This window comes from Nonomuraea sp. bgisy101 (assembly GCF_057708945.1).
The window spans coordinates 262860-281370 of the sequence record NZ_JBYITD010000005.1; the positions used below are offsets into that span (position 1 = coordinate 262860).

Here is an 18511-nt window from a genome sequence, read left to right on the forward strand (position 1 = left end):
GATCAGGCAGCCGGACGGGCGTCCGGCTGCCTGATCATGATCGCACCGTCGCGGTGTGCGCTGGCTACTCGCCTTCCGACTTCTTGTTGGCCTCGCGTTTGGCGTTCTTCGACGCTCTGGTGGCCTTGATGCTGGCCTTCTTGGCCTTGCCGGTCTTGGTGGCGGGTTTCTTCCGTGGTTCTGCCATAGCTCTTAACCCCCGACGTGTGGGCCCGTCATTCGGGCATCAACGGCGTTAATACCCAAACGGCTACTTAAACTCACAAAAGCGACAACTGCTCGGACTGTGGCGCTTTGTCGGGTTTTATCCGCCATGAAGGTGAGCGTCCGATCCCGAAATGCCCGGCCAGTCGCCTCACGTGCTCCGTCACCCGGTCCTGGTAGGCCTTCGGCGCGTAGGCGCCCCGGCCGTACAGCTCCAGATAGCGCGGCACCAGCCGCGGGTGCTCACGGGAGAGCCAGCCGAGGAACCACTCGCGCGCACCCGGGCGCAGGTGCAGCACGATCGGCGCGACGTGGGTGGCGCCCGCCGCCGCGATCTGCCCGACCGTCTCCTCCAACTGCTCCGGCGCGTCGGACAGGTAGGGCAGGATCGGCGCCATCAGCACGCCGCAGGCGATGCCGCTGTCGTTCAGCCGCCTGCACACCTCCAGCCGTCGCCTCGGGTTCGGCGTTCCCGGCTCCACCGCCCGCCAGAGACCTTCGTCGAGGAAACCCACCGACACCGCCGCGCTCACCTCGGTCACCCGCGCCGCCTCCACCAGCAGCGGGAGGTCGCGCAGGATCAGCGTGCCCTTGGTGAGGACGGAGAAGGGGTTGGCCGCCTCGCCCAGTGCTCGCAGAATGCCGGGCATCAGCTGGTAGCGGCCCTCGGCCCGCTGGTAGCAGTCGACGTTGGTGCCCATCGCCACGTGCTCGCCGCCCCAGCGCGGCGCGGCCAGCTCCTTGCGGGCCAGCTCCGCGGCGTTGACCTTCACCACGATCTTGGAGTCGAAGTCGTGGCCCGCGTCGAGGTCGAGGTACTCGTGGGTCTTGCGGGCGAAGCAGTTGTGCGAGACGACCCCGTCGGCGACGAAGTCGCCGGTGCCTGTCTTGATGTCGAACATCGGCAGATCGACGCCCAACGGCTCGATCGACACCACCCGCAGGCCGGCCGTGCTCGTCACCTCGGCGCCCTCGACATCCGGCTCCCACGCGGTCGCGGGGCCGACGGTGTGGAGGAAGCGCAACCGCTCGCCGGGGCCGCCGGCGAGGGCGGGCGGGACGAGGCCGAGCTCGTCCAGACACCACCCGACCAGGTCTTCGTCGCCGCCGCTGAACCCGAGCCCAGGCCCGTGCCTGTCGAACGCGCCCGCGAGAAACCCCTTCGCCCATTCAGGCGAAGGGATCTGCGCGCTCTCGGCGGTCGCCGCACCCTTGGGGGTCCGCGTGCTCTCGGTGGTCCGCGTGCTCTTGGCGGTCACCGCACCCTCGGTGGTCACCGCACCCTCGGTGGTCCGCATGCTCTTGGCGGTCCGCGTGCTCTCCACCATCCCGGAGGCGTCCGGGCCCTCATCGCCTTTCGCCGCAGCCTTCTCGTAGCTCGTCGCGGCGTCGCCGATGCACGCGGTCGCCCGCGCATGACGTGCCGTCGCCGCCAGGTGGCCGCGCACATAGTCGTCGTCCCGCTTGGGCGCCTCGACGAAGCGCCCAAGCCCCACGAGGGTGTCGTCGACGGTCAGGACCGGCCGCCCGCCGTCCGCGGCCACCTGTCCCGGGCCGTTCGCCTGCGCCGGGCCGTTCCCCTCCTCCGGGACGTCGGCGGACATCTCCTGGGCCGAGGGGTGCGCGGTCGCCTGCGCCGGGCCGTTCGCCTCCGCCTGTGCCGGGCAGGCGGCGGCCACGTGGCGCCAGCCCCGGCCTCCGGTGGCGAGGAACCGGTGGTCGCCGCTGGTCACCAGGGTCGTGCCGTCAGCGAGGGTGACCCGGTAGGCGGGCTTGACCGTCCGCCAGTGGTCGAGGACCTCGGTGACGACGTAGCGCCGGCCCTCGCCGGTCACCTCCGTTCCGATGATCGGGTCGCCGGGGCGCAGGTCGGCGATGGGCTTGAGGCTTCCGTCGGCCATGAGCACCGGCGTGTCGCCCACCAGGCAGTACGTGCACGAGTGGCTGCATCCCCTGTAGGGGTTGATGGTGTACGAGAAGGGGACCCGGCTGGCCGCGGGGACCTTGTTGATGATGGATCTCGCCTGGATCTCGTAGAAGGTCATCCCCTTGAACTCGGGGGTGTCGAAAGTGCGGGCCACCGCGCCGCGAGCGAACAGCGGCACGGCGGACTCGTCGCCGTCGGCGTCCGTCAGACGCAGGTTGTCCCAGCGCATGACATGATTAGAACGCAGGTTCGAGAATGATCGCAACTGGAAAGAGCCTGTAATTCACTGCCCTGGAAACGGATAATGATCTTCACGGTTGGGCAGAAACGGTGCACGGAGCTTGCGTTCGGAGGTGCACTATGGCCTGGTCGCAGGACGAGGAGCGGATGCTCGCGCAGATCGAGCGCCACCTCGTCGACGAGGATCCGCGACTCGTCGCGCGGCTGGAGTCGTTCAACGAGCGCGTACGGCGCAGCGAGGAGTCCGAGCGCCGTCGCGCGGCCAAGGCTGACGGCGAGCAGCCGCCCAACCGCCGTCCGCGCCGCTCGACCGTCATCATCGTGATCAGCTGGCTGCTGATCGCCACCCTGGTGGCGACGCTGCTCGTGCTGGTCCTGCGCCACGAGGCCGCCGCACTGGCCTTCTAGCGTGTGCCCGCCGCCCCGGCCGGTGGGGCATCCGACCAGCCGGGGCGGCGGCATACCGCCGTGGCAGCCACCTCTCGCGCGCCACCACGCCAGGCCGGGGGCGTGCCGCCGACGCGACCACCCCCGTCACGCAAGATCACCCCGCGCCGCCGGAGCAGTCATCCGCTGCGCGCCGTCATCCCGGGCCCGGGGTGTACCACTGGAGCGGCCGTCCGCTGCGCGCCGTCATCCCGAGCCCGGGGTATACCACTGGAGCGGCCGTCCGTTGTGCGTCATCATCCCGAGCGTGGGAACCTACCGCTGGTGCAGTCGTCCGTCGCGGAGCGTCACTCTGGTGCCCTCGAAGTTCTCGCGGAAGCTGCGATCGTGCGACACCACGACGAGCGCGCCCTCGTACCTCCCGAGTGCCTCCTCCAGTTCCTCGATCAACGTCAGTGACAGGTGGTTGGTCGGTTCGTCCAGGATCAGCAGGTCGGCGGGCCTGCTCACCAGACGGGCCAGTTCCAGCCTGCGCCGCTGGCCGACCGACAGCGTGGCGGCAGGGCGCAGCACGTCCGCCTTGGCGAACAGTCCCAGCGACAGCAGCGTGTCGGCGTGCTCGTCGACGGGGCCCGGCAGCCCCTCGGCGAAGGCGGCGAGCACCGACCGCCGGGGCGGCACCGGAGGGACCTCCTGCGGCAGGTAGCCGATCCTGCGCGGACGGCTGACCCGGCCCGAGTCGGGGGTCAGGTCACCGGCCAGCACGCGCAGCAGCGTCGTCTTGCCGGCCCCGTTCGGGCCGGTCACCAGCACGCGTTCGCCCGGGGCGACGCCGAGGCGGTCCACCCGTAGCCGGTCGCCGACGGTGACCTCCTCCATCGTCGCGGAAGTCCTCTCGCCATGGCCGCCTTCGAGGCGCGCGGCGAATCGTAGGGGGTCGGGCGGCTTCGGCACCGGGTTGTCCTCCAGCCGCCGCAGCCGCTCCCTCGCGTTGCGGACCACGCCGGACAGCCCCGCCTCGTGCGACCGGCGATGGCCTGCCGTACGGGGCCTGTCGGAGGAGCGCTCGCCCGCGCCGAGCCGTTCGATGCCGGACGCGGCCAGCCTGGACTGCCGGTCGATCTCTGCCAGCCACTCGTCGTACTCCTGCCGCCGTCGGCGCCTGTCGGCCGCCTTGGCGGTCAGGTAGCCGTCCCAGCCGTCGCCGTAGCGGGTGACGGCGCGCAGGTCGCGGTCGACCTCGAGGATGGCGGTCGAGAACCGGCCGAGGAAGGACCTGTCGTGGGTGACGGCCACGACCGTGCCCCTGTGCGCCCGCAGGTGGTTTTCCAGCCAGGTCACGGCCTGCTGGTCGAGGTGGTTGGTTGGCTCGTCGAGCAGGAGCAGCTCGGGGGCGGCGGCCAGCACGCAGGCCAGTGCGAGGCGGGACCGCTCGCCGCCCGACAGGCTGCCGAGCGTCCTGCCCATGGTGACGCCGGCGAGGCCGAGGCCGTGCATGGCGGCCTCGACCCGTGCGTCGGCCTCGTACCCGCCGCGGGCCTCGAAGAGGCCGTACAGCTCGCCGTACGCCTGCATGTCCTCGGCCTCGGCGGCGGCCAGCATGCGCCGCTCCAGGTCGCGCAGGTCGGTCAGGGCGGCGTCGACGGCGTCCTGCACGGTGTGGTCGGAGGGCAGGTCGAGCGTCTGGCCCAGGTGCCCGACGCCCTGCGCGACGACGGTGACCTCGCCGCCGTCCGGCCGGTCGACACCGGCGATCAGGCGGAGCAGGGTGGACTTGCCCGACCCGTTCTCGCCGATCACGCCGACCTTCTCGCCGGTGCGGACGGTGAAGGAGACCTGGTCGAGTACGGCGTGCTCGCCGTAGGCCTTGAAGACGTCACGGAGTGTGAGTTGGCTCATGGGAGAGCCTCCGGATTCATGGAAGATGGTTCAGGGGACGCGAAAGGGGCGACTCGATCGGCCGTGGCCGAGAGTCGTCACCGCGTGGAGGTCAGACGAACTCCAGCCTGTTCGGCATCCCTGAACATGAACCCATGGCCGCAACCGTAGCGACGTCGGGGAATCGGGTCGACCGAATTATCCGCCCCGTCCGGTGCCGGCGCTCGGGTGGCGCGCCCTGCGAATGGCCGTGCTCGGCGGCTCGATACCCCTGGCCCGCCAAGCCCCGCTACCGCGAGGGGAGTGGATCCGGCGACGCCGTACGGCCCAGGGCGTAGCGGGTAGTGCCTTCGCGGGTACGACGACCGGAGCCCCGTGGAATGGCGATCATCGAGGTCCCCGCCCTCCACGAAAGGTCGCCCCATGGTGGTCCGTCATGTCAGACCCGTTTCCCCGCAGCGGGCCAGAGGCCTGGTCGCCGAGGTCTACCGCCAGGTCGAGGCCGACTTCTCCAGCATCGGCCCCGCGGTGACGATGACCTCTCCCGCCCCCGAGATCCTGGCCTCCGGCTGGGCGCTGGCCCGCGAGTCGCAGCTGGCCGGCCAGGCCCCGGCCCTGCACAAGAGCCTGGTCGCCCTGGGCGTGTCCCAGGTCAACCGCTGCGGCTACGACAGCGCCGCCTGGCTGGCCGTCCTGCGGCTGACCGGATCCGCCCATCTGGCGGCCGCGGCCGAGGACGGCGGCCTGCCCGCCGATCCCGAGCTCGCCGCGGTGCTGGCGTGGGCGAGGGCGACTGGCGCAGGCCGGCTCCAGCCCGCGCCGTTCGCCGCGGCGACGGCTCCCGAGTTCCTCGGCACCGCCCTGTTCACCCACTTCACCAACCGGCTGGTCGCCGCCATGCTGCCCGCGGGGCTGACGCCCGGCAGCATGGACCCCGGCGACGAGCCGCCGTTCGACGGCGCGCCCGTCCTGCGGGGCCTGAAGGGCGAACTCGAACCCGGCGCGACCGCTTCCCTGCTGGAACGCTGCCCTACGGGGCCGGCGCCCGCGTGGGCGGGGCGGACCGCGATCGGCCCCGCCTACGCCGCTCTGGAGGCGACCGCGGCGCAGGGGGCGGGGCTGCTGACCGAGGCCGCACAGGCGGTGGTACGGCAGGTCATCGGCGCGCACCGCGGCAGGATCCAGCCCCACGGCGCCGGCCTGTTCGACGGAGGCGGCCTGACGGACGACGAACGGCTCGGCGCCAAGGTGGCGATCATGGCGGGCCTGGCCCCCTCCGACCTCACCGACGAGGACGTGGCCGCCTGGAAGGCCACCAACGCCCACCACAGCGACCACTGCGCCGTGATGCTGCTGTCCTACGGCTCCATGACCGCCGTCTCGCACATCGCGTCGGACCTCGCGGATCAGGGCAGCGAGGAGGCCAGCCCACGCAGGAAGGACGCGGCGACGGGCGCGGCGACCTTGCCGCCGCCGCCACCGCCCTCCACGACCACCGCGAAGGCCACCTCACCCCTGTAGCCCATGAACCACGCGTGGGAGGGAAGCTCGGGGCCGGTGCCGTACTCGGCGGTGCCGGTCTTGCCGCGGGTGCCCTCCGGCAGGCCCGCCGCCTTGGCGGTGCCCTTGGTCACCACGGCCTCCATCATCGCGCGCAGGTCGTCGGCCACGCCGTCAGGCAGCTTCACCTCCGCAGCCTTCTGCTTCAGGCCGGGCACCAGCGTCGGCGGCCTCCAGGTGCCGTCGGCCAGCGCGGCCGCGACCGAGGCCATGACCAGCGGGCTGGCGGTGATCCTCGCCTGGCCGAAGGACTCGGCGGCGAGCTCGGCGTCGGACTGGGCCTTGGGGAAGCTGGCCTTGGCGGCGGGGACGCCGATGGAGAGGGGCTGGTTGAAGCCCACCATCTCCGCTGCCTTCAGCAGCTTGTCGGGTCCGAGCCGGTCGGCGGCCATCGGGGCGATGGTGGTGTTGCAGGAGTAGGCGAAGGAGTCGGAGAAGGTGAGCGAGCCGTACTCGGCGTGCTCGGAGTTGCGCACCTTCAGGCCGCCGATGGTGGCGAACTTGGGGCAGGTCACCTGCTCGCCTGGGGAGACGCCCTCGGACAGCAGGCCGATCGCGGTGACGGCCTTGAACGTCGAGCCGGGCGGGTAACGCCCGTCGAGCGCCCTGTTGAAGCCGCCGCGGTTGTTGACGACGGCGAGGATCTCGCCCGTGCCGTGCCGTACCGCGACCAGGGAGGTGGGTTTGGGCAGGTCCCGGACGGCGGCGACGGCCGCGGCCTGTACCTGGGGGTCGAGCGTCGTCTCCAGCGGCTTGCCTTCGGCGCCCTTGATCGTGGCCAGGACCTTGTCACCGAGCATGATCTCGGTGGCGGGCGTGCCGGCCAGCCGCTTCTGGAAGTTCTCCTGCAGGCCGCCGCGGCCGATCGCGTCGCCCTCCTTGTAGGAGGGGCCGAGCTTGGCGACGTCCTTGGCGGTGGCCTTGTCGAGGAATCCGACCAGCTGCTGCACCGAGCCGCCGACCGAGCCCGTGTCGATGCGCTCGCCGGAGGAGTCGGTGATGGCGCCCCGCTGGGGCCAGTCGGTCTTCAGCTTGAAGGCGGCGGTGCCGGTCATGGACGGGTGCACCGCCTTGGGCGACCAGTCGACCTTCCACGCGCGATCGGCGACCTTGAGGTCGATCTGCCCGGTGTAGGACCAGTCGCCGATGTTCTTCAGCGCGAGCGTGGCGGTGTAGTCGGCCGTGGCGGTGTCGTCGCCGTGGTCGACGACCTTCCCGAGGGTGATCGTCGCGCGCTCCACGTTGAGGCCCTTGCGCTGCTGGTCGTAGGCCGCCAGTGACTGCGGCGCGGCCAGCTCGGCCAGCATCTTCAACGAGTCGTCGGACTGCCAGGCCGCCGCGAAGCGCCGGGCGGTCTCCTCAGGGGAGCCGCGGGTGTGCAGCAGCCAGTAGGCGCCGCCCGCGGCGGCCCCCACCGCCAGCACGGTGACTCCCGACACGATCGCGATCGTACGGCCACGCGCCACGAGTCATCCCCCATGTCCTCGATTGGCTCACGAGCTTAGCGGCGGGAATTCAGGACATGCCAGCCTTGACGCTCGCGGCGTAGGCCGCGACGTACTCCTGCCCCGACAGCTTCTGGATCTCCACCATGATCTCGTCGGTGACCCTGCGCCGGTCGCGGGCGTTCTTGTAGTCGCCCTTGAAGGTCATCGGAGCGCCGATCTTGATGCCGATCTTGGCGAAGCGCGGCACCTTGGCTCCGGCCGGCAGGACCTTCTCCGTGCCGGACAGCGCCACGGGCAGCACCGGCGCGCCCGTCTTCAGCGCCAGCCACGCGACACCGATCTTGCCGCGGTAGAGGCGCCCGTCGGGGGAGCGGGTGCCCTCGGGGTGGATGCCGAACAGCTCGCCCCGCTCCAGCAGCTCGGCCGCGCCGTCGAGCATGGCCTGCGCGGCGGTGGCCGTCTCCCTGTCGGTCGGCAGGCTGCCGCCCAGGCGCATGAACCACTGCGAGACGGGGTTGCCGGAGAAGTACTCGCTCTTGGCCGCGAAGGTCACATGGCGCGGCAGGAGAGCGGGCAGCAGGAAGGAGTCGATCACCGCCAGGTGGTTGGCCGCCAGGATGGCGGGGCCCTTGGCGGGAACGTGGTAGGCACCGGAGATGTGCGGGCGCCACATCACGTGCGCCATCGGCGCGGCGACGAACTTCACCATCTCGTACAGCAACGGCTCTCCTGGATCGTGGGGACGGCGAAGCCAACCCTAATGCGCCGCGTGCCGCGCCACGTCCCTACACGACGACGGCGCCCCACCCGGTGGGTGGAGCGCCGTCGCGACGATCAAGGCCGCTGTGGCGGTCGCCTCCTCGGCGAGATGCACAACACGGCTCCAGCCGAACGGTATTCCGTGAAGGCGGTAATTTGCGGCCCGGGGGACACAGACCACAGCGGCCTTGTCGACTCTAACGGACATCCGGTGGTCGCTATTCCATCCAGCCCCAAGAGCGAGTCATCATCCACCGCCGGACGGCACCGCGGGGCGGTGAACGCGCAGGTCACGGCGGCACAGACGGCTTTGGCATAACCAGAGGGGAAATCAGTGCTGACCGCAGGTGGCCCGCCTGCCGCCGGGCACGGTGACGACCACGTCATCGATCTTCACCGACCTTCGCGCGGCCTCGGCGTGCCCGCGTCCGCGATGCGGGGGCGCCCCGCCCGGGGACGGTCAGGACAGCAGGCGTTCGGTCTCGGTGCGCCTGGTCAGCAGGAACTCCCGCTCCTGCGCGGTCCCGACCAGCGCCAGCGCCCTGCCGTACTCGCCTACCGCCTCCTCCAGCCGCCCCAGCCTGCGCAGCAGCTCGGCGCGGGTGGCGGGCAGCAGGTGGTGGTGGGGCAGTGCCGTCTCCAGCCCTTCGAGCAGGGCCAGCCCCTCGGCGGGGCCCGTCGCCTCGGCGACGGCGACCGCGCGGTTCAGCCGTACGACGGCCGAGCCCGTGAGCTCCTCCAGCAGGCCGTACAGGGTGGCGATGGCCGCCCAGTCGGTGTCCTCGGCCCTGGCCACCGAGGTGTGCTCGGCCGCGATCGCGGCCTGCAGCAGGTAGGGGCCCGGCGGGCCGGGGACCAGCAGGCCGAGCGCCTCCTCGATCTCGGCCCGCTCCCACAGCGAGCGGTCCTGCTCGGCCAAGGTGACCAGCTGGCCCGCCGCGTCGACGCGGGCGTGCCTGCGGGCGTGGTGCAGCATCATGAGCGCCTGCAGCGCCCGCGCCTCGCCGCTGTCGGGCAGCAGCGAGACCAGCATCCTGGCCAGCGCGATCGCCTCCACCGCCAGCTCGTCCCTGATCAGCGTGGACCCCTCGGTCGCCGCGTAGCCCTCGGTGAAGATCAGGTAGAGCACCGCCAGCACCCCGTCCAGCCGCTCGGCCAGCTCGGTGCGGGCGGGCACCCGGTACGGGATGCCCGCCTGGCTGATCTTCTTCTTGGCCCTGGTGATCCTGGCGGCCATGGTCGGCTCGCTGACCAGGAACATCCTGGCGATCTGCCGCGTGGTCAGCCCGCCCACGCACCGCAGCGTCAGCGCCACCCGCGCCTCCATCGACAGCGCGGGATGGCAGCAGGTGAAGATCAGCCGCAGCCGGTCGTCCTGGACGGGTTCCTCCTCGACCATGAGCAGCGGCAGCTTGCGGGCCGCCACCGCCGTACGGCGGAGCCGGTCGACGGCCCTGCGGCGAGCCGCGGTCAGCAGCCACGCCGCAGGGTTGCCTGGGATCGGCGGCCACGCCGAGACGGCCCTGGCGAAGGCGTCCTGCAGCGACTCCTCGGCCAGGTCCAGGTCGCGCAGCTCGGCGGTGAGGAGGGCGAGCAGGCGCGCCCAGTGCTCCCTGTACGCCTGCTCGACCGCGTCATTCCCGGTATTCGACAACGGGCCGCACTTCGACGATCCGCTCGGGGCACGCCTTGGCGTACTCGATGGCCTCGTCGAGGTCCCTGGCCTCGACCACGTAGTAGCCGCCCAGGTGCTCGACGGTCTCCACGAACGGTCCGTCGGTGCGCAGCACCTGGCCGTCCTTCTTGCGCAGGCTCACCGCTGCCCCCGTGCCGAGCTCCTCGCCGTCGAGGAAGGCGCCGCGTTCGTTGAGCAGCTCGATGAAGCGGCCGTGCGCGGCGATGGTCTCCTGTCTCTGCTCGGGCGTGGCGTTACTCCAGGTCTCCTGGTTCCCGTAGAGGAGCAGCGCGTACTTCACGGCCGCACCTCCTGCGCCACGACCGGGTGGATCTCGACGCCGTCGGACGGCAGCGCGAGTGCGAGCTCGACCGCCTCGTCGATGTCCCGTGCCTCGACCAGCACGTAGCCGGAGATCTGCTCCACCGTCTCGGCGTAGGGCCCGTCGGTGACCAGTACCTTGTCGCCCTCCTTCCTGATCGTGGTGGCGGTGGAGGAGTGGGCGAGCTCCTGTCCTCCCCTGTTGGCGCCACGCTCCTCGAGCATCGTGGTGAAGGCGCCCCACTGCTCGTAGACGGCCTTGCGCTCCTCGGGGCCCGCCTCGGCCCATGACCGTTCGTCCCCGGTCACCAGCAACAGATATTTCATGACTGTCCCTCCGCGGTGATGCTTTCACTCCCATGACGCGCGACCGGTCCGCGTTTCGACAAACGGGTTCGACCAAACGGAGGGAGAAATCTCGCGCGGGTACGGCAGGGCCGATCAGCGGCGGGCGAAGAGCGGCTCCCACGAGCCGGGCTGCTGGCTGTTCTCCCTGAACCCGGTGAGCGGGACCGCCCCGCCTCCGTCGGCGTCGACCAGCAGCAGGCGGTTGCGGAACTCGCTGATCCGGCAGCCGTCCGTGCCCTCCAGCTCGCAGGCCCAGGTGACCAGCCTGTCCTCGCCCGACCAGGCGAGGGCCTGCTCGATCCAGTGGCCGGCGACGGGCTTGAGCGCCGTGACCCTTCCCGTGGCCACGTCGGCCAGCCCGACGACCGCGCCCTTGTCGGGACTGTCGGTGGCCAGCGTCCTGCCCCCCGGCGACAGCCCCGCCTTCTGGTGGGTCGTCACCGCCTTCGGCGGGGCCTCGTGCGGCCTGCCCTCCAGGTCGTAGAAGCGCCTCGAGGGCGGCTGAGCGCCGCCCGGCTCCCAGATCAGCGTCCCGTCGTCGCTCCATCGCAGGTCCTGCTCGTACATGTCCTCGTCCGAGGCCAGGGGGCGGAAGGCGGCCTGACCGGTCGCCACGTCCACGACGGAGAATCCGGTCCGGGCGACCCGGACGATCTCCGCCGATCCGTTCTCGTCCTCACGGCCCTGCTCGTCGGGATTGGCGGCGTAGCTGGTCAGCAGCAGCCTGCCGCCGTCGGGAGACCACTGGACAGTGGAGGCCGGCCGCTCCAGGTCGACCCACCGCGCCTGTCCGTCAGGACTCAGCACGCCGACCCTGCGAGCCTGCTGCTCCTCCAGCACCGCGACGTACCCGCCGGGGGCGACGTCGACCATGGCCCACGGGGTCTTCTCGTAGGCCGCCGTGGCCGGGTTGTAGAGGTACCAGGTCCGCTTGAGGATCTGCCGCTTGTCGGAGATCTTCTCGTGGTCCCAGACGTAGTAGGCGTACAGGGCGACCTCGGGGGTCGACACCAACCTGGTGGGCGGGGAGGCGTCAGGATCGGCCGACACCTCCGTGAGCTCGGGCAGCGCGATGGCGGGGCCGTCGGCGAGCAGGCCCGTCCTCGCGAGGACGATCTGGGTGCCGGTGGTGTCCTGGATCGTGGCGGGAACAGTCACCGCGGCCGCGACGACGGCCGCGGTGGCCCCTGCGATCACCGCGAACGTCCTGATCCGGCCCCGCCTGCGTCCGCCGAGCGCCCGGTCGGCGAGCCCCTGAGGGACCTGCGCCTCGTCCGCCCAGCGGCCGAGGGTCTCCTTCACGACATCGTCGATCGTCATGCCAGCGCCTCCCCGATCATGTTGTACGGCTCGGCCAGCTCGGGCGCGAGAGTCCTGAGCCTGGCCAGCGACCTGTGAGTGGTGCTGCGCACGGTCCCCACCGAGCAGCCGAGGACCGCCGCCACCTCCGCCTCCGGGAGATCCTCGAAGTAGCGCAGGACCAGCACGGCGCGCTGCCGCCTGGTGAGCCTGGCAAGCGCCCGCCGTACGACGATCTGCACGTCGACGGCGGGTGTGGCGTCCTGGACGGCCCTGTCCGGCGGTCGCGCGACCGCGGTCTCCCTCCTGCCGCCGGCCCGCCGCCACAAGGAGACCTGCTGGCGGTACATCACCCGGCGCACGTAAGCCTCAGGCTCCTCCACCGCGTGCCACCTGGCGACCGTCTTGGCCAGCGCGCTCTGGAGCAGGTCCTCGGCCGCGTGCTGGTCCCCTCCCGCCAGTAGGAAGGCCAGGCGCATCAGCGCGGGGGAGCGCGCCGCCACGAAGTCGCGGAAACGTCGCTCTGCTGCGGCGTCCACGATCACCTCCACAGTTCGGTTGTCGTCCTGGAGACGCTCACCGGGTGTCGGTGCTATGCCTGCCTTCTGGATCGGGTTTCCCGATCCTCCGCGCTCGTGCTCACGGCCGGCGCGGTGGAGGGGTTCGGGAGCAGCCGAGACCGCTAGCCGCGCCGGGCCTCGAAGATCAGGTCCCAGGCCCTGTGGCGCGCGCGGGCCACGGCGCCGAGCAGGACACCGCTGTCGCCCAGCGTGCTCGCCACGACCTGGGGACGCAGCGGCCCCAGCTCCCCGATCCGCCGCTCGATGGCCTTCCCGAGCAGTTCGAGGTTGCGCCCCACGCCGCCGGTCAGCACGATGATCTCGGGGTCGAGGATCGCGGCCACGGTGACGATCAGCCCGCCGATGCGCCGCCCTTCGGCTTCCACCACCCCGTGCGCCACCACGTCGCCGCGCGCCGCCGCCGCGAAGATGTCCTTGGCCGTGTCCATGCGGAGTCCCGCGAGCCGGGCGGCCCGCACCACGCCCGGCGCGGACGCCACCGACTCGGTCGAGCCGTGTTCGAACGCCTCCCTGTCGGATCCGACGTCCTCGGCGACGGGCAGGTAGGACACCTCTCCGGCCGCGCCGCGCGCCCCGACGTACAGCTCGCCGTTGACCACGATGCCCATGCCCACGCCGGTGCCGATCGAGACGAGCGCGAAGTTCGCCTTGCCCTTGCCCATGCCGTAGTCGTGCTCGCCGACCGTGGCCAGGTTGATGTCGTTCTCGATGACCGGGTCGAGCTCCAGCGCCGCTCTGAGCCGGGCCACCAGGTCGGCGCCCGGCAGGTTCGGCGCGAAGTCCAGCCGCCCGCCGGCCGGGTCGTAGACGCCGGGGCTGCCGACGACCACGCAGGTGACCTGCGGCCAGTACACCTCCGCGTCGGCGGCGGCGGCCAGCGCGAGCTCGCGGACCTGCAGCGCCAGATCGGCGGTGCTCCTGGCCAGGTTGCGGCCGTCGCGCCGGCCGACGAAGGAGCCGCGCAGGTCGGCGACGGCCACCCTGATCCAGTCGCGGCCGATGTCGACGCCCGCGACGTACGCCGATCTCGCGTTCATGTCGTAGAGGGAGGTCACGGGGCCGGGCCTGCCCGACACCTCGCCGACCAGGTGGACCAGCCCGTCCTCCTCCAGGCCCGCGAGCGCGGCCGACACGGTGGGCTTGGACAGTCCGGTCACCTTGGCCAGCTCGGCTCGCGAGGCGGGCCCGTGATCGTGCAACCGGCCGAGCAGCGTGCGCTCGTTCATCACCCGCAGCAGCCGCGGGTTGCCCAGATCGCGCCGCAAATTCCGGCCCTCCTCTTCAGTGATCTCCGACAAAGGCTAGCCAACTCCCATGGTAGTAAATAACCTTTCTTACTAGGGACACACCTCGGGGAACACCGAGAGGACGATGACCAATGCACCGATCATGGCGAGCGATCCCTGTCGCGGCGGCCCTGCTGGCCGCCGCCTGCGGCGGGAATACGGGGAGCGGTGCCGCAGCGGCCGCCCCGAAGGCCGAGGAAGCGGCGACGATAGCGCTCTTCCTGCCCGAATCGAAGACCACCAGATACGAAGCCTTCGACCGGCCCCTGTTCGAGGCCAAGGTCAAGGAGCTCTGCGCCACCTGCAAGGTCCTGTACAGCAACGCCGACCAGGACGCGGCCAAACAGCAGCAGCAGGTCGAGGCCGCGCTCACCCAGGGCGCCGACGTGCTGGTGCTCGATGCGGTCGACGCGGGCGCGGTGGCCCCGCTGGTGAACCAGGCCAAGCAGAAGAAGGTGCCGGTCATCGCCTACGACCGGCTGATCTCCGGCATCGGCTACGACTACTACGTCTCCTTCAACAACGTGCGGGTCGGCGAGATGCAGGGCCAGGCGCTGCTCGACGCGCTCACCGCCAAGGGTACGGCCGGCAAGGGCGAGATCGTGATGATCCACGGCGCGACCACCGACCCGAGCTCCGCCGACTACAAGAAGGGCGCGCACAACGTCCTCGACGGCAAGGTGACGGTGGGCCGCGAGTTCGACACCCCCGACTGGAGCCCCGACAAGGCCCAGCAGGAGATGGAGCAGGCGATCACCGCCCTCGGCAGGGACAAGATCGTGGGAGTGCTGTCGGCCAACGACGGCATGGCCGGCGGCGCGATCGCGGCGATGAAGCGCGCGGGCTACACCGAACTGCCGCCGATCACCGGCCAGGACGCCGAGCTGGCCGCCGTCCAGCGCATCCTCACCGGTGAGCAGTACATGACCATCTACCTGGACATCAGGGCGGAGGCGGAGAAGTCCGCCGAGCTGGCCGTCGCGCTCACCAAGGGTCAGAGACCGGCCGCACCGGCCAAGGTGAACAACGGCACCGCCGACATCCCGGCCTTCCTGCTCGACCCGATCCCCGTCACCAAGGACAAGATCAAGGACACGATCGTGAAGGACGGGTTCTACAAGGCCGAGGAGATCTGCACCGGCGAGGTCAAGGACGCCTGCGCGAAGGCGGGAATCCAGTAGATGCTCACCGCCACCGGTATCTCCAAGGCCTACGGCGCGGTCCAGGCGCTCGACGGCGTGCACCTCGACCTGCGTCCCGGTGAGGTCGTCGCGCTCATGGGCGACAACGGGGCGGGCAAGTCCACGCTGGTCAAGGCCATCGCCGGGGTCGTCACCCCGGATGCGGGCACGATCACCGTGGACGGCCGCCCCGTCCGCGTCGCCACCCCGCGCGACGCCCAGGCGCTCGGCGTGTCGACCGTCTACCAGGACCTCGCGCTCTGCGAGAACCTCGACGTGGTCGCCAACCTGTTCCTCGGCGCCGAGCGGCGCCGCTGGTCGGTACTCAGCCACCTGAAGATGGAACGTGCCGCGCGCGACCTGCTGACCTCGCTCGACGTGCGGATCAAGGACATCAGGGTGCAGGTCGCCGCCCTGTCGGGCGGCCAGCGGCAGTCGGTGGCGATCGCCAGGGCGCTCGTCGGCGAGCCACGCCTGGTCATCCTGGACGAGCCGACCGCCGCGCTCGGCGTGGAGCAGACCGCGCAGGTGCTGTCCCTGATCAGGCGGCTGCGGGACCGCGGGCTCGCGGTCCTGGTCATCTCGCACAACCTGGCCGACGTGTGCGCGGTGAGCGACCGGGTGGTGGTGCTGCGGCTCGGCCGTAACGCCGGCGAGTTCGTCACGGCCGAGGCGACACAGGAGGACATCGTCGCCGCGATCACGGGAGCGTCCGCATGAGCACCGACACGCTGGCCCGCAAGCCGTACACGGCCGGTGGGCTGCTGCGCAGGGGCGATCTGGGGGCGTGGCCCGTCGTGGGCGGGCTGCTCGCGATCGCCATCGTCTTCGGGACGCTCAACGAGCACTTCCTGTCGGCGGAGAACCTCACCAACCTGGCGCTGCAGCTCGCGGCCACGGGCACGATCTCCCTCGGCATCATCATGGTGCTGCTGCTGGGCGAGATCGACCTGTCGGCCGGCTCGGTCAGCGGCCTGTGCGCGGTCGTGATGACGATCCTGTACGTCAAGCAGGGCTGGCATCCGATGGCGGCCATCGCGGTGGCGCTGGCGGCCGCGCTCGCGATCGGGCTCCTGCACGGGCTCATGCACACCAAGCTCAGGATGCCCTCGTTCGTGGTGACGCTGGCAGGGCTGATCGGCTGGCAGGGCCTGCTGCTGTACCTGCTCGGCAGGGGCGGGACCATCAACCTGCCGTTCGACGGGTTCGTCTCCCGGCTGAGCGACACGTGGCTGCCTCCGGCGATGGCCTGGGCGCTGGTGGCGGTGCTCGTAGGCGCCTACGCGGCCGCGGGCCTGATCGCCAGGCGTGCCCGCACGGCGGCCGCGCTGCCGGCCGCGCCGCTCCCCTGGACGCTGGTGAAGATCGCCGGACTGGGCGTGGCGCTCGCGGCGGCCGTCGCGGTGCTGTCCGCCGATCGCGGCGTGCCGCTTCTGCTGGTCATCTTCGGCGCCCTGGTCGTCGCGCTCGACCTCGTGCTCAGGCACACGGTGTTCGGCCGGTGGATCTACGCCGTGGGCGGCAACGCCGAAGCGGCCAGGCGGGCGGGCATCAGCGTGACGCGCATCAGGGTGCTGGCGTTCGTGCTCGCCTCGGTGCTGGCCGGGTTCGGCGGCATCCTCGCGGCCAGCAGGCTGTCGGCGGTCAACCAGGCCTCCGGCGGGAGCGACATCCTGCTGATGGCGATCGCGGCGGCGGTGATCGGCGGCACGTCGCTGTTCGGCGGGCGCGGGCGGCCGTACGCGGCCCTGCTCGGCATCCTGGTCATCCAGTCGATCACCAACGGGATGCTGCTGCTGAACGTGGACTCCTCGGTGCGGTTCATGGTGACGGCCGGTGTGCTGGCGCTGGCCGTGGCGATCGACTCCATGGCACGCAGGGGCAACGCCCGGTGACCCGCGTCCTCGGCATCGACGTGGGCGGCACCAAGGTCGCCATCGGCCTGTCCGAGTCTGACGGCCCGGAGATCACCGAGCGGGTCCGCCTGGAGATCGACACGCTCAACGGCTCGCCGCCCGGCGCCCACCTGCTTGAGCGGGTGCTCGCGACCGCGCGGGACCTGATCGGCTCGCCCACCGCGGTGGGCTTCTCGACCTGCGGCGTGATCAGGGAGGGCCGGGTACGGCTGGCACCGAACGTGCCGGGCTGGGACGGTCTGGAGCTGCCCAGGCTGCTGGGCCGCGCCTACGGCGGAACGCCGGTGGCGATCGACAACGACGTCAACGCCGCCGCAGCGGCGGAGCTGCGATGGGGTGCGCTGCGCGGCGTCTCCACCGGCGTCTACCTGAACCTCGGCACCGGGCTGGCGGCCGCGCTGGTGGTCGGCGGGCGGGTCGTCGCGGGCGCGCACGGCGCGGCGGGCGAGATCGGCTACCAGCTGGTGGCCCCCGGCGAGCCCGCCTTCGCAGAAGGCCGCGCGCCGCTGGAGGAACGCGTCTCCGGCGGTGGACTGGCCGGCAGGGGCTCGGCCGAGCTGGGCCGGCCCGTCACTGCGGCGGGTCTTTTCGGGCTGGCCGGCCACCCGGCGCCCGTCCGTGACGCCGAGCCGGCCGAACGGCTCGGCGCGGCCGAGCTGGTGGAGGAGATGCTCGCCACCCTCGCCATGAGCGTCGCCAACCTCTGCGTCGCCCTCGACCCCGAACGCCTGGTGGTCGGCGGCGGCATGATGGGCGCGGCCGACCGCATCATGCCCCGCCTGGTGGCCGAGCTGCGCAGGGTGGTGCCCTTCCCGCCCGAGGTGAGGCCGGCCAGGTTCGCCGACGACGCCCCGCTGCTCGGCGCCTTCGCGCTGGCCCGCGCCGCGGCGGAGCCGCATCCCGTACGGCACGCGTGATCGTCGGGCGGCCGGATTTGGGCATTGACGAAACTTACTTACATGGTACTCATAGATCGAGTCGGAAAGTTTCAGACACCAGCTGCACCTTCATCGGGGGACCGTCAGAAGCCCACCCAAGGAGGACGCGCATGGCGCGCAGCAAGCCCACCGACCCGCCCATCGACTTACTCGGCCCCGTTCTAGGGGAAGTCTCGTGGTTCTGCTGCGGGACGGCCTGGGGCCCGTGCAGCACGACCGGCAAGGGAGCCTGCGGCACCTGCAACTCGGGCAGCATGCAGCACGCGTGGCCCAACACCTCCGACGCCTGCTGGGCGATCACCCGCCCGGACAGATGCGGCGACTCCCTCTCCCGGCGGACCTGCGGATTCCGCCACAAGACCACGGCGCTGTGCAGCGGCGCCAGCGTCATCACCGCCATCGCCGACTGCGGCCCGCAGACGGACCTGTTCTGCGGTGAGCGCAGCTGCTGCGGCGCGACCTGCGCCAGCAACCGCCTGATCGACCTCACCCCGGCGGCGTACAGCAAGATCGCCAGCCTGTCCACCGGGCTGCGTCCGTGCGAGATCTCGACCGCCTAGGGG

General features: G+C 71.4%; 18 protein-coding genes. 7 read left to right on the top strand and 11 right to left on the bottom strand.

Annotated features, from left to right (window positions below; genetic code table 11):
* Positions 1-64: 64 nt before the first annotated feature.
* Both AC3EO4_RS11900 and AC3EO4_RS11905 read right to left on the bottom strand, forming a co-directional pair.
* Positions 65-187 (bottom strand): hypothetical protein, encoded by a 123-nt coding sequence (locus AC3EO4_RS11900; RefSeq protein ID WP_379568293.1) that lies wholly within the window; start codon positions 185-187, stop codon positions 65-67.
* Between the two features lie 73 nt (positions 188-260).
* Positions 261-2360, bottom strand: coding sequence for an intein-containing Rv2578c family radical SAM protein (locus tag AC3EO4_RS11905; protein WP_431895361.1), 2100 nt, complete (start codon positions 2358-2360; stop codon positions 261-263).
* A gap of 131 nt (positions 2361-2491) precedes the next feature.
* On the opposite strand from AC3EO4_RS11905, the gene AC3EO4_RS11910 reads away from it, so the two are divergent.
* On the top strand, positions 2492-2779 hold the full coding sequence (locus tag AC3EO4_RS11910; protein WP_431895363.1) for a DUF3040 domain-containing protein: 288 nt from the start codon (positions 2492-2494) through the stop codon (positions 2777-2779).
* 294 nt (positions 2780-3073) lie between these two features.
* Here AC3EO4_RS11910 and abc-f read toward each other — a convergent pair whose 3' ends face one another.
* Positions 3074-4657 (bottom strand): ribosomal protection-like ABC-F family protein, encoded by a 1584-nt coding sequence (gene abc-f / locus AC3EO4_RS11915; protein WP_379568287.1) that lies wholly within the window; start codon positions 4655-4657, stop codon positions 3074-3076.
* 402 nt (positions 4658-5059) lie between these two features.
* Between abc-f and AC3EO4_RS11920 the strand changes: the two genes are divergently transcribed.
* Positions 5060-6157 (top strand): carboxymuconolactone decarboxylase family protein, encoded by a 1098-nt coding sequence (locus AC3EO4_RS11920; RefSeq protein ID WP_431895365.1) that lies wholly within the window; start codon positions 5060-5062, stop codon positions 6155-6157.
* Here the strand turns inward: AC3EO4_RS11920 and AC3EO4_RS11925 are convergent.
* From AC3EO4_RS11925 to AC3EO4_RS11960, 8 genes are all read right to left on the bottom strand, one after another.
* Positions 6043-7635 carry a penicillin-binding transpeptidase domain-containing protein gene (locus AC3EO4_RS11925; protein ID WP_431895367.1) on the bottom strand — a complete coding sequence of 531 codons (1593 nt, stop codon included), beginning with the start codon at positions 7633-7635 and terminating at the stop codon, positions 6043-6045. The genes AC3EO4_RS11920 and AC3EO4_RS11925 overlap by 115 nt on opposite strands.
* A gap of 76 nt (positions 7636-7711) precedes the next feature.
* Positions 7712-8365, bottom strand: a complete 654-nt coding sequence (locus AC3EO4_RS11930; RefSeq protein WP_379568282.1) for a lysophospholipid acyltransferase family protein — start codon at positions 8363-8365, stop codon at positions 7712-7714.
* A gap of 498 nt (positions 8366-8863) precedes the next feature.
* Positions 8864-10057 (bottom strand): RNA polymerase sigma factor, encoded by a 1194-nt coding sequence (locus AC3EO4_RS11935; protein WP_431895370.1) that lies wholly within the window; start codon positions 10055-10057, stop codon positions 8864-8866.
* Positions 10038-10379, bottom strand: a complete 342-nt coding sequence (locus AC3EO4_RS11940; protein WP_431895372.1) for a YciI family protein — start codon at positions 10377-10379, stop codon at positions 10038-10040. The genes AC3EO4_RS11935 and AC3EO4_RS11940 overlap by 20 nt, the downstream gene beginning before the upstream one ends.
* Positions 10376-10726 (bottom strand): YciI family protein, encoded by a 351-nt coding sequence (locus tag AC3EO4_RS11945; RefSeq protein WP_431895375.1) that lies wholly within the window; start codon positions 10724-10726, stop codon positions 10376-10378. The genes AC3EO4_RS11940 and AC3EO4_RS11945 overlap by 4 nt, the downstream gene beginning before the upstream one ends.
* Before the next feature lie 114 nt (positions 10727-10840).
* On the bottom strand, positions 10841-12067 hold the full coding sequence (locus tag AC3EO4_RS11950) for a hypothetical protein (protein WP_431895377.1): 1227 nt from the start codon (positions 12065-12067) through the stop codon (positions 10841-10843).
* The gene (locus tag AC3EO4_RS11955) at positions 12064-12585 is read right to left on the bottom strand and encodes a SigE family RNA polymerase sigma factor (RefSeq protein ID WP_379568272.1); all 522 of its coding nucleotides are present in this window, start codon (positions 12583-12585) and stop codon (positions 12064-12066) included. Before AC3EO4_RS11955 ends, AC3EO4_RS11950 begins: the two co-directional genes overlap by 4 nt.
* Positions 12586-12728: 143 nt before the next feature.
* Positions 12729-13892, bottom strand: a complete 1164-nt coding sequence (locus tag AC3EO4_RS11960) for an ROK family transcriptional regulator (RefSeq protein WP_379568270.1) — start codon at positions 13890-13892, stop codon at positions 12729-12731.
* A 113-nt stretch (positions 13893-14005) separates the two neighbouring features.
* On the opposite strand from AC3EO4_RS11960, the gene AC3EO4_RS11965 reads away from it, so the two are divergent.
* From AC3EO4_RS11965 to AC3EO4_RS11985, 5 genes are all read left to right on the top strand, one after another.
* A complete protein-coding gene (locus tag AC3EO4_RS11965) occupies positions 14006-15094 on the top strand; it encodes a sugar ABC transporter substrate-binding protein (protein ID WP_379568268.1) in 1089 nt (362 codons plus the stop codon).
* A complete protein-coding gene (locus AC3EO4_RS11970) occupies positions 15095-15814 on the top strand; it encodes an ATP-binding cassette domain-containing protein (protein ID WP_379568266.1) in 720 nt (239 codons plus the stop codon).
* Positions 15811-16989 (top strand): sugar ABC transporter permease, encoded by a 1179-nt coding sequence (locus AC3EO4_RS11975; protein ID WP_379568264.1) that lies wholly within the window; start codon positions 15811-15813, stop codon positions 16987-16989. Before AC3EO4_RS11970 ends, AC3EO4_RS11975 begins: the two co-directional genes overlap by 4 nt.
* Positions 16986-17927 carry an ROK family protein gene (locus AC3EO4_RS11980; protein WP_431895380.1) on the top strand — a complete coding sequence of 314 codons (942 nt, stop codon included), beginning with the start codon at positions 16986-16988 and terminating at the stop codon, positions 17925-17927. Before AC3EO4_RS11975 ends, AC3EO4_RS11980 begins: the two co-directional genes overlap by 4 nt.
* Positions 17928-18058: 131 nt before the next feature.
* A complete protein-coding gene (locus AC3EO4_RS11985; RefSeq protein WP_379568260.1) occupies positions 18059-18508 on the top strand; it encodes an RlpA-like double-psi beta-barrel domain-containing protein in 450 nt (149 codons plus the stop codon).
* Positions 18509-18511: the final 3 nt, after the last annotated feature.

Bases quoted from the DNA above. Each gene is read 5' to 3' on its own strand.
- AC3EO4_RS11900 (WP_379568293.1), bottom strand. From the start codon at position 187: ATGGCAGAACCACGGAAGAAACCCGCCACCAAGACCGGCAAGGCCAAG.
- AC3EO4_RS11905 (WP_431895361.1), bottom strand. From the start codon at position 2,360: ATGCGCTGGGACAACCTGCGTCTGACGGACGCCGACGGCGACGAGTCC.
- AC3EO4_RS11910 (WP_431895363.1), top strand. From the start codon at position 2,492: ATGGCCTGGTCGCAGGACGAGGAGCGGATGCTCGCGCAGATCGAGCGC.
- abc-f (WP_379568287.1), bottom strand. From the start codon at position 4,657: ATGAGCCAACTCACACTCCGTGACGTCTTCAAGGCCTACGGCGAGCAC.
- AC3EO4_RS11920 (WP_431895365.1), top strand. From the start codon at position 5,060: ATGGTGGTCCGTCATGTCAGACCCGTTTCCCCGCAGCGGGCCAGAGGC.
- AC3EO4_RS11945 (WP_431895375.1), bottom strand. From the start codon at position 10,726: ATGAAATATCTGTTGCTGGTGACCGGGGACGAACGGTCATGGGCCGAG.
- AC3EO4_RS11950 (WP_431895377.1), bottom strand. From the start codon at position 12,067: ATGACGATCGACGATGTCGTGAAGGAGACCCTCGGCCGCTGGGCGGAC.
- AC3EO4_RS11965 (WP_379568268.1), top strand. From the start codon at position 14,006: ATGCACCGATCATGGCGAGCGATCCCTGTCGCGGCGGCCCTGCTGGCC.
- AC3EO4_RS11970 (WP_379568266.1), top strand. From the start codon at position 15,095: ATGCTCACCGCCACCGGTATCTCCAAGGCCTACGGCGCGGTCCAGGCG.
- AC3EO4_RS11975 (WP_379568264.1), top strand. From the start codon at position 15,811: ATGAGCACCGACACGCTGGCCCGCAAGCCGTACACGGCCGGTGGGCTG.
- AC3EO4_RS11985 (WP_379568260.1), top strand. From the start codon at position 18,059: ATGGCGCGCAGCAAGCCCACCGACCCGCCCATCGACTTACTCGGCCCC.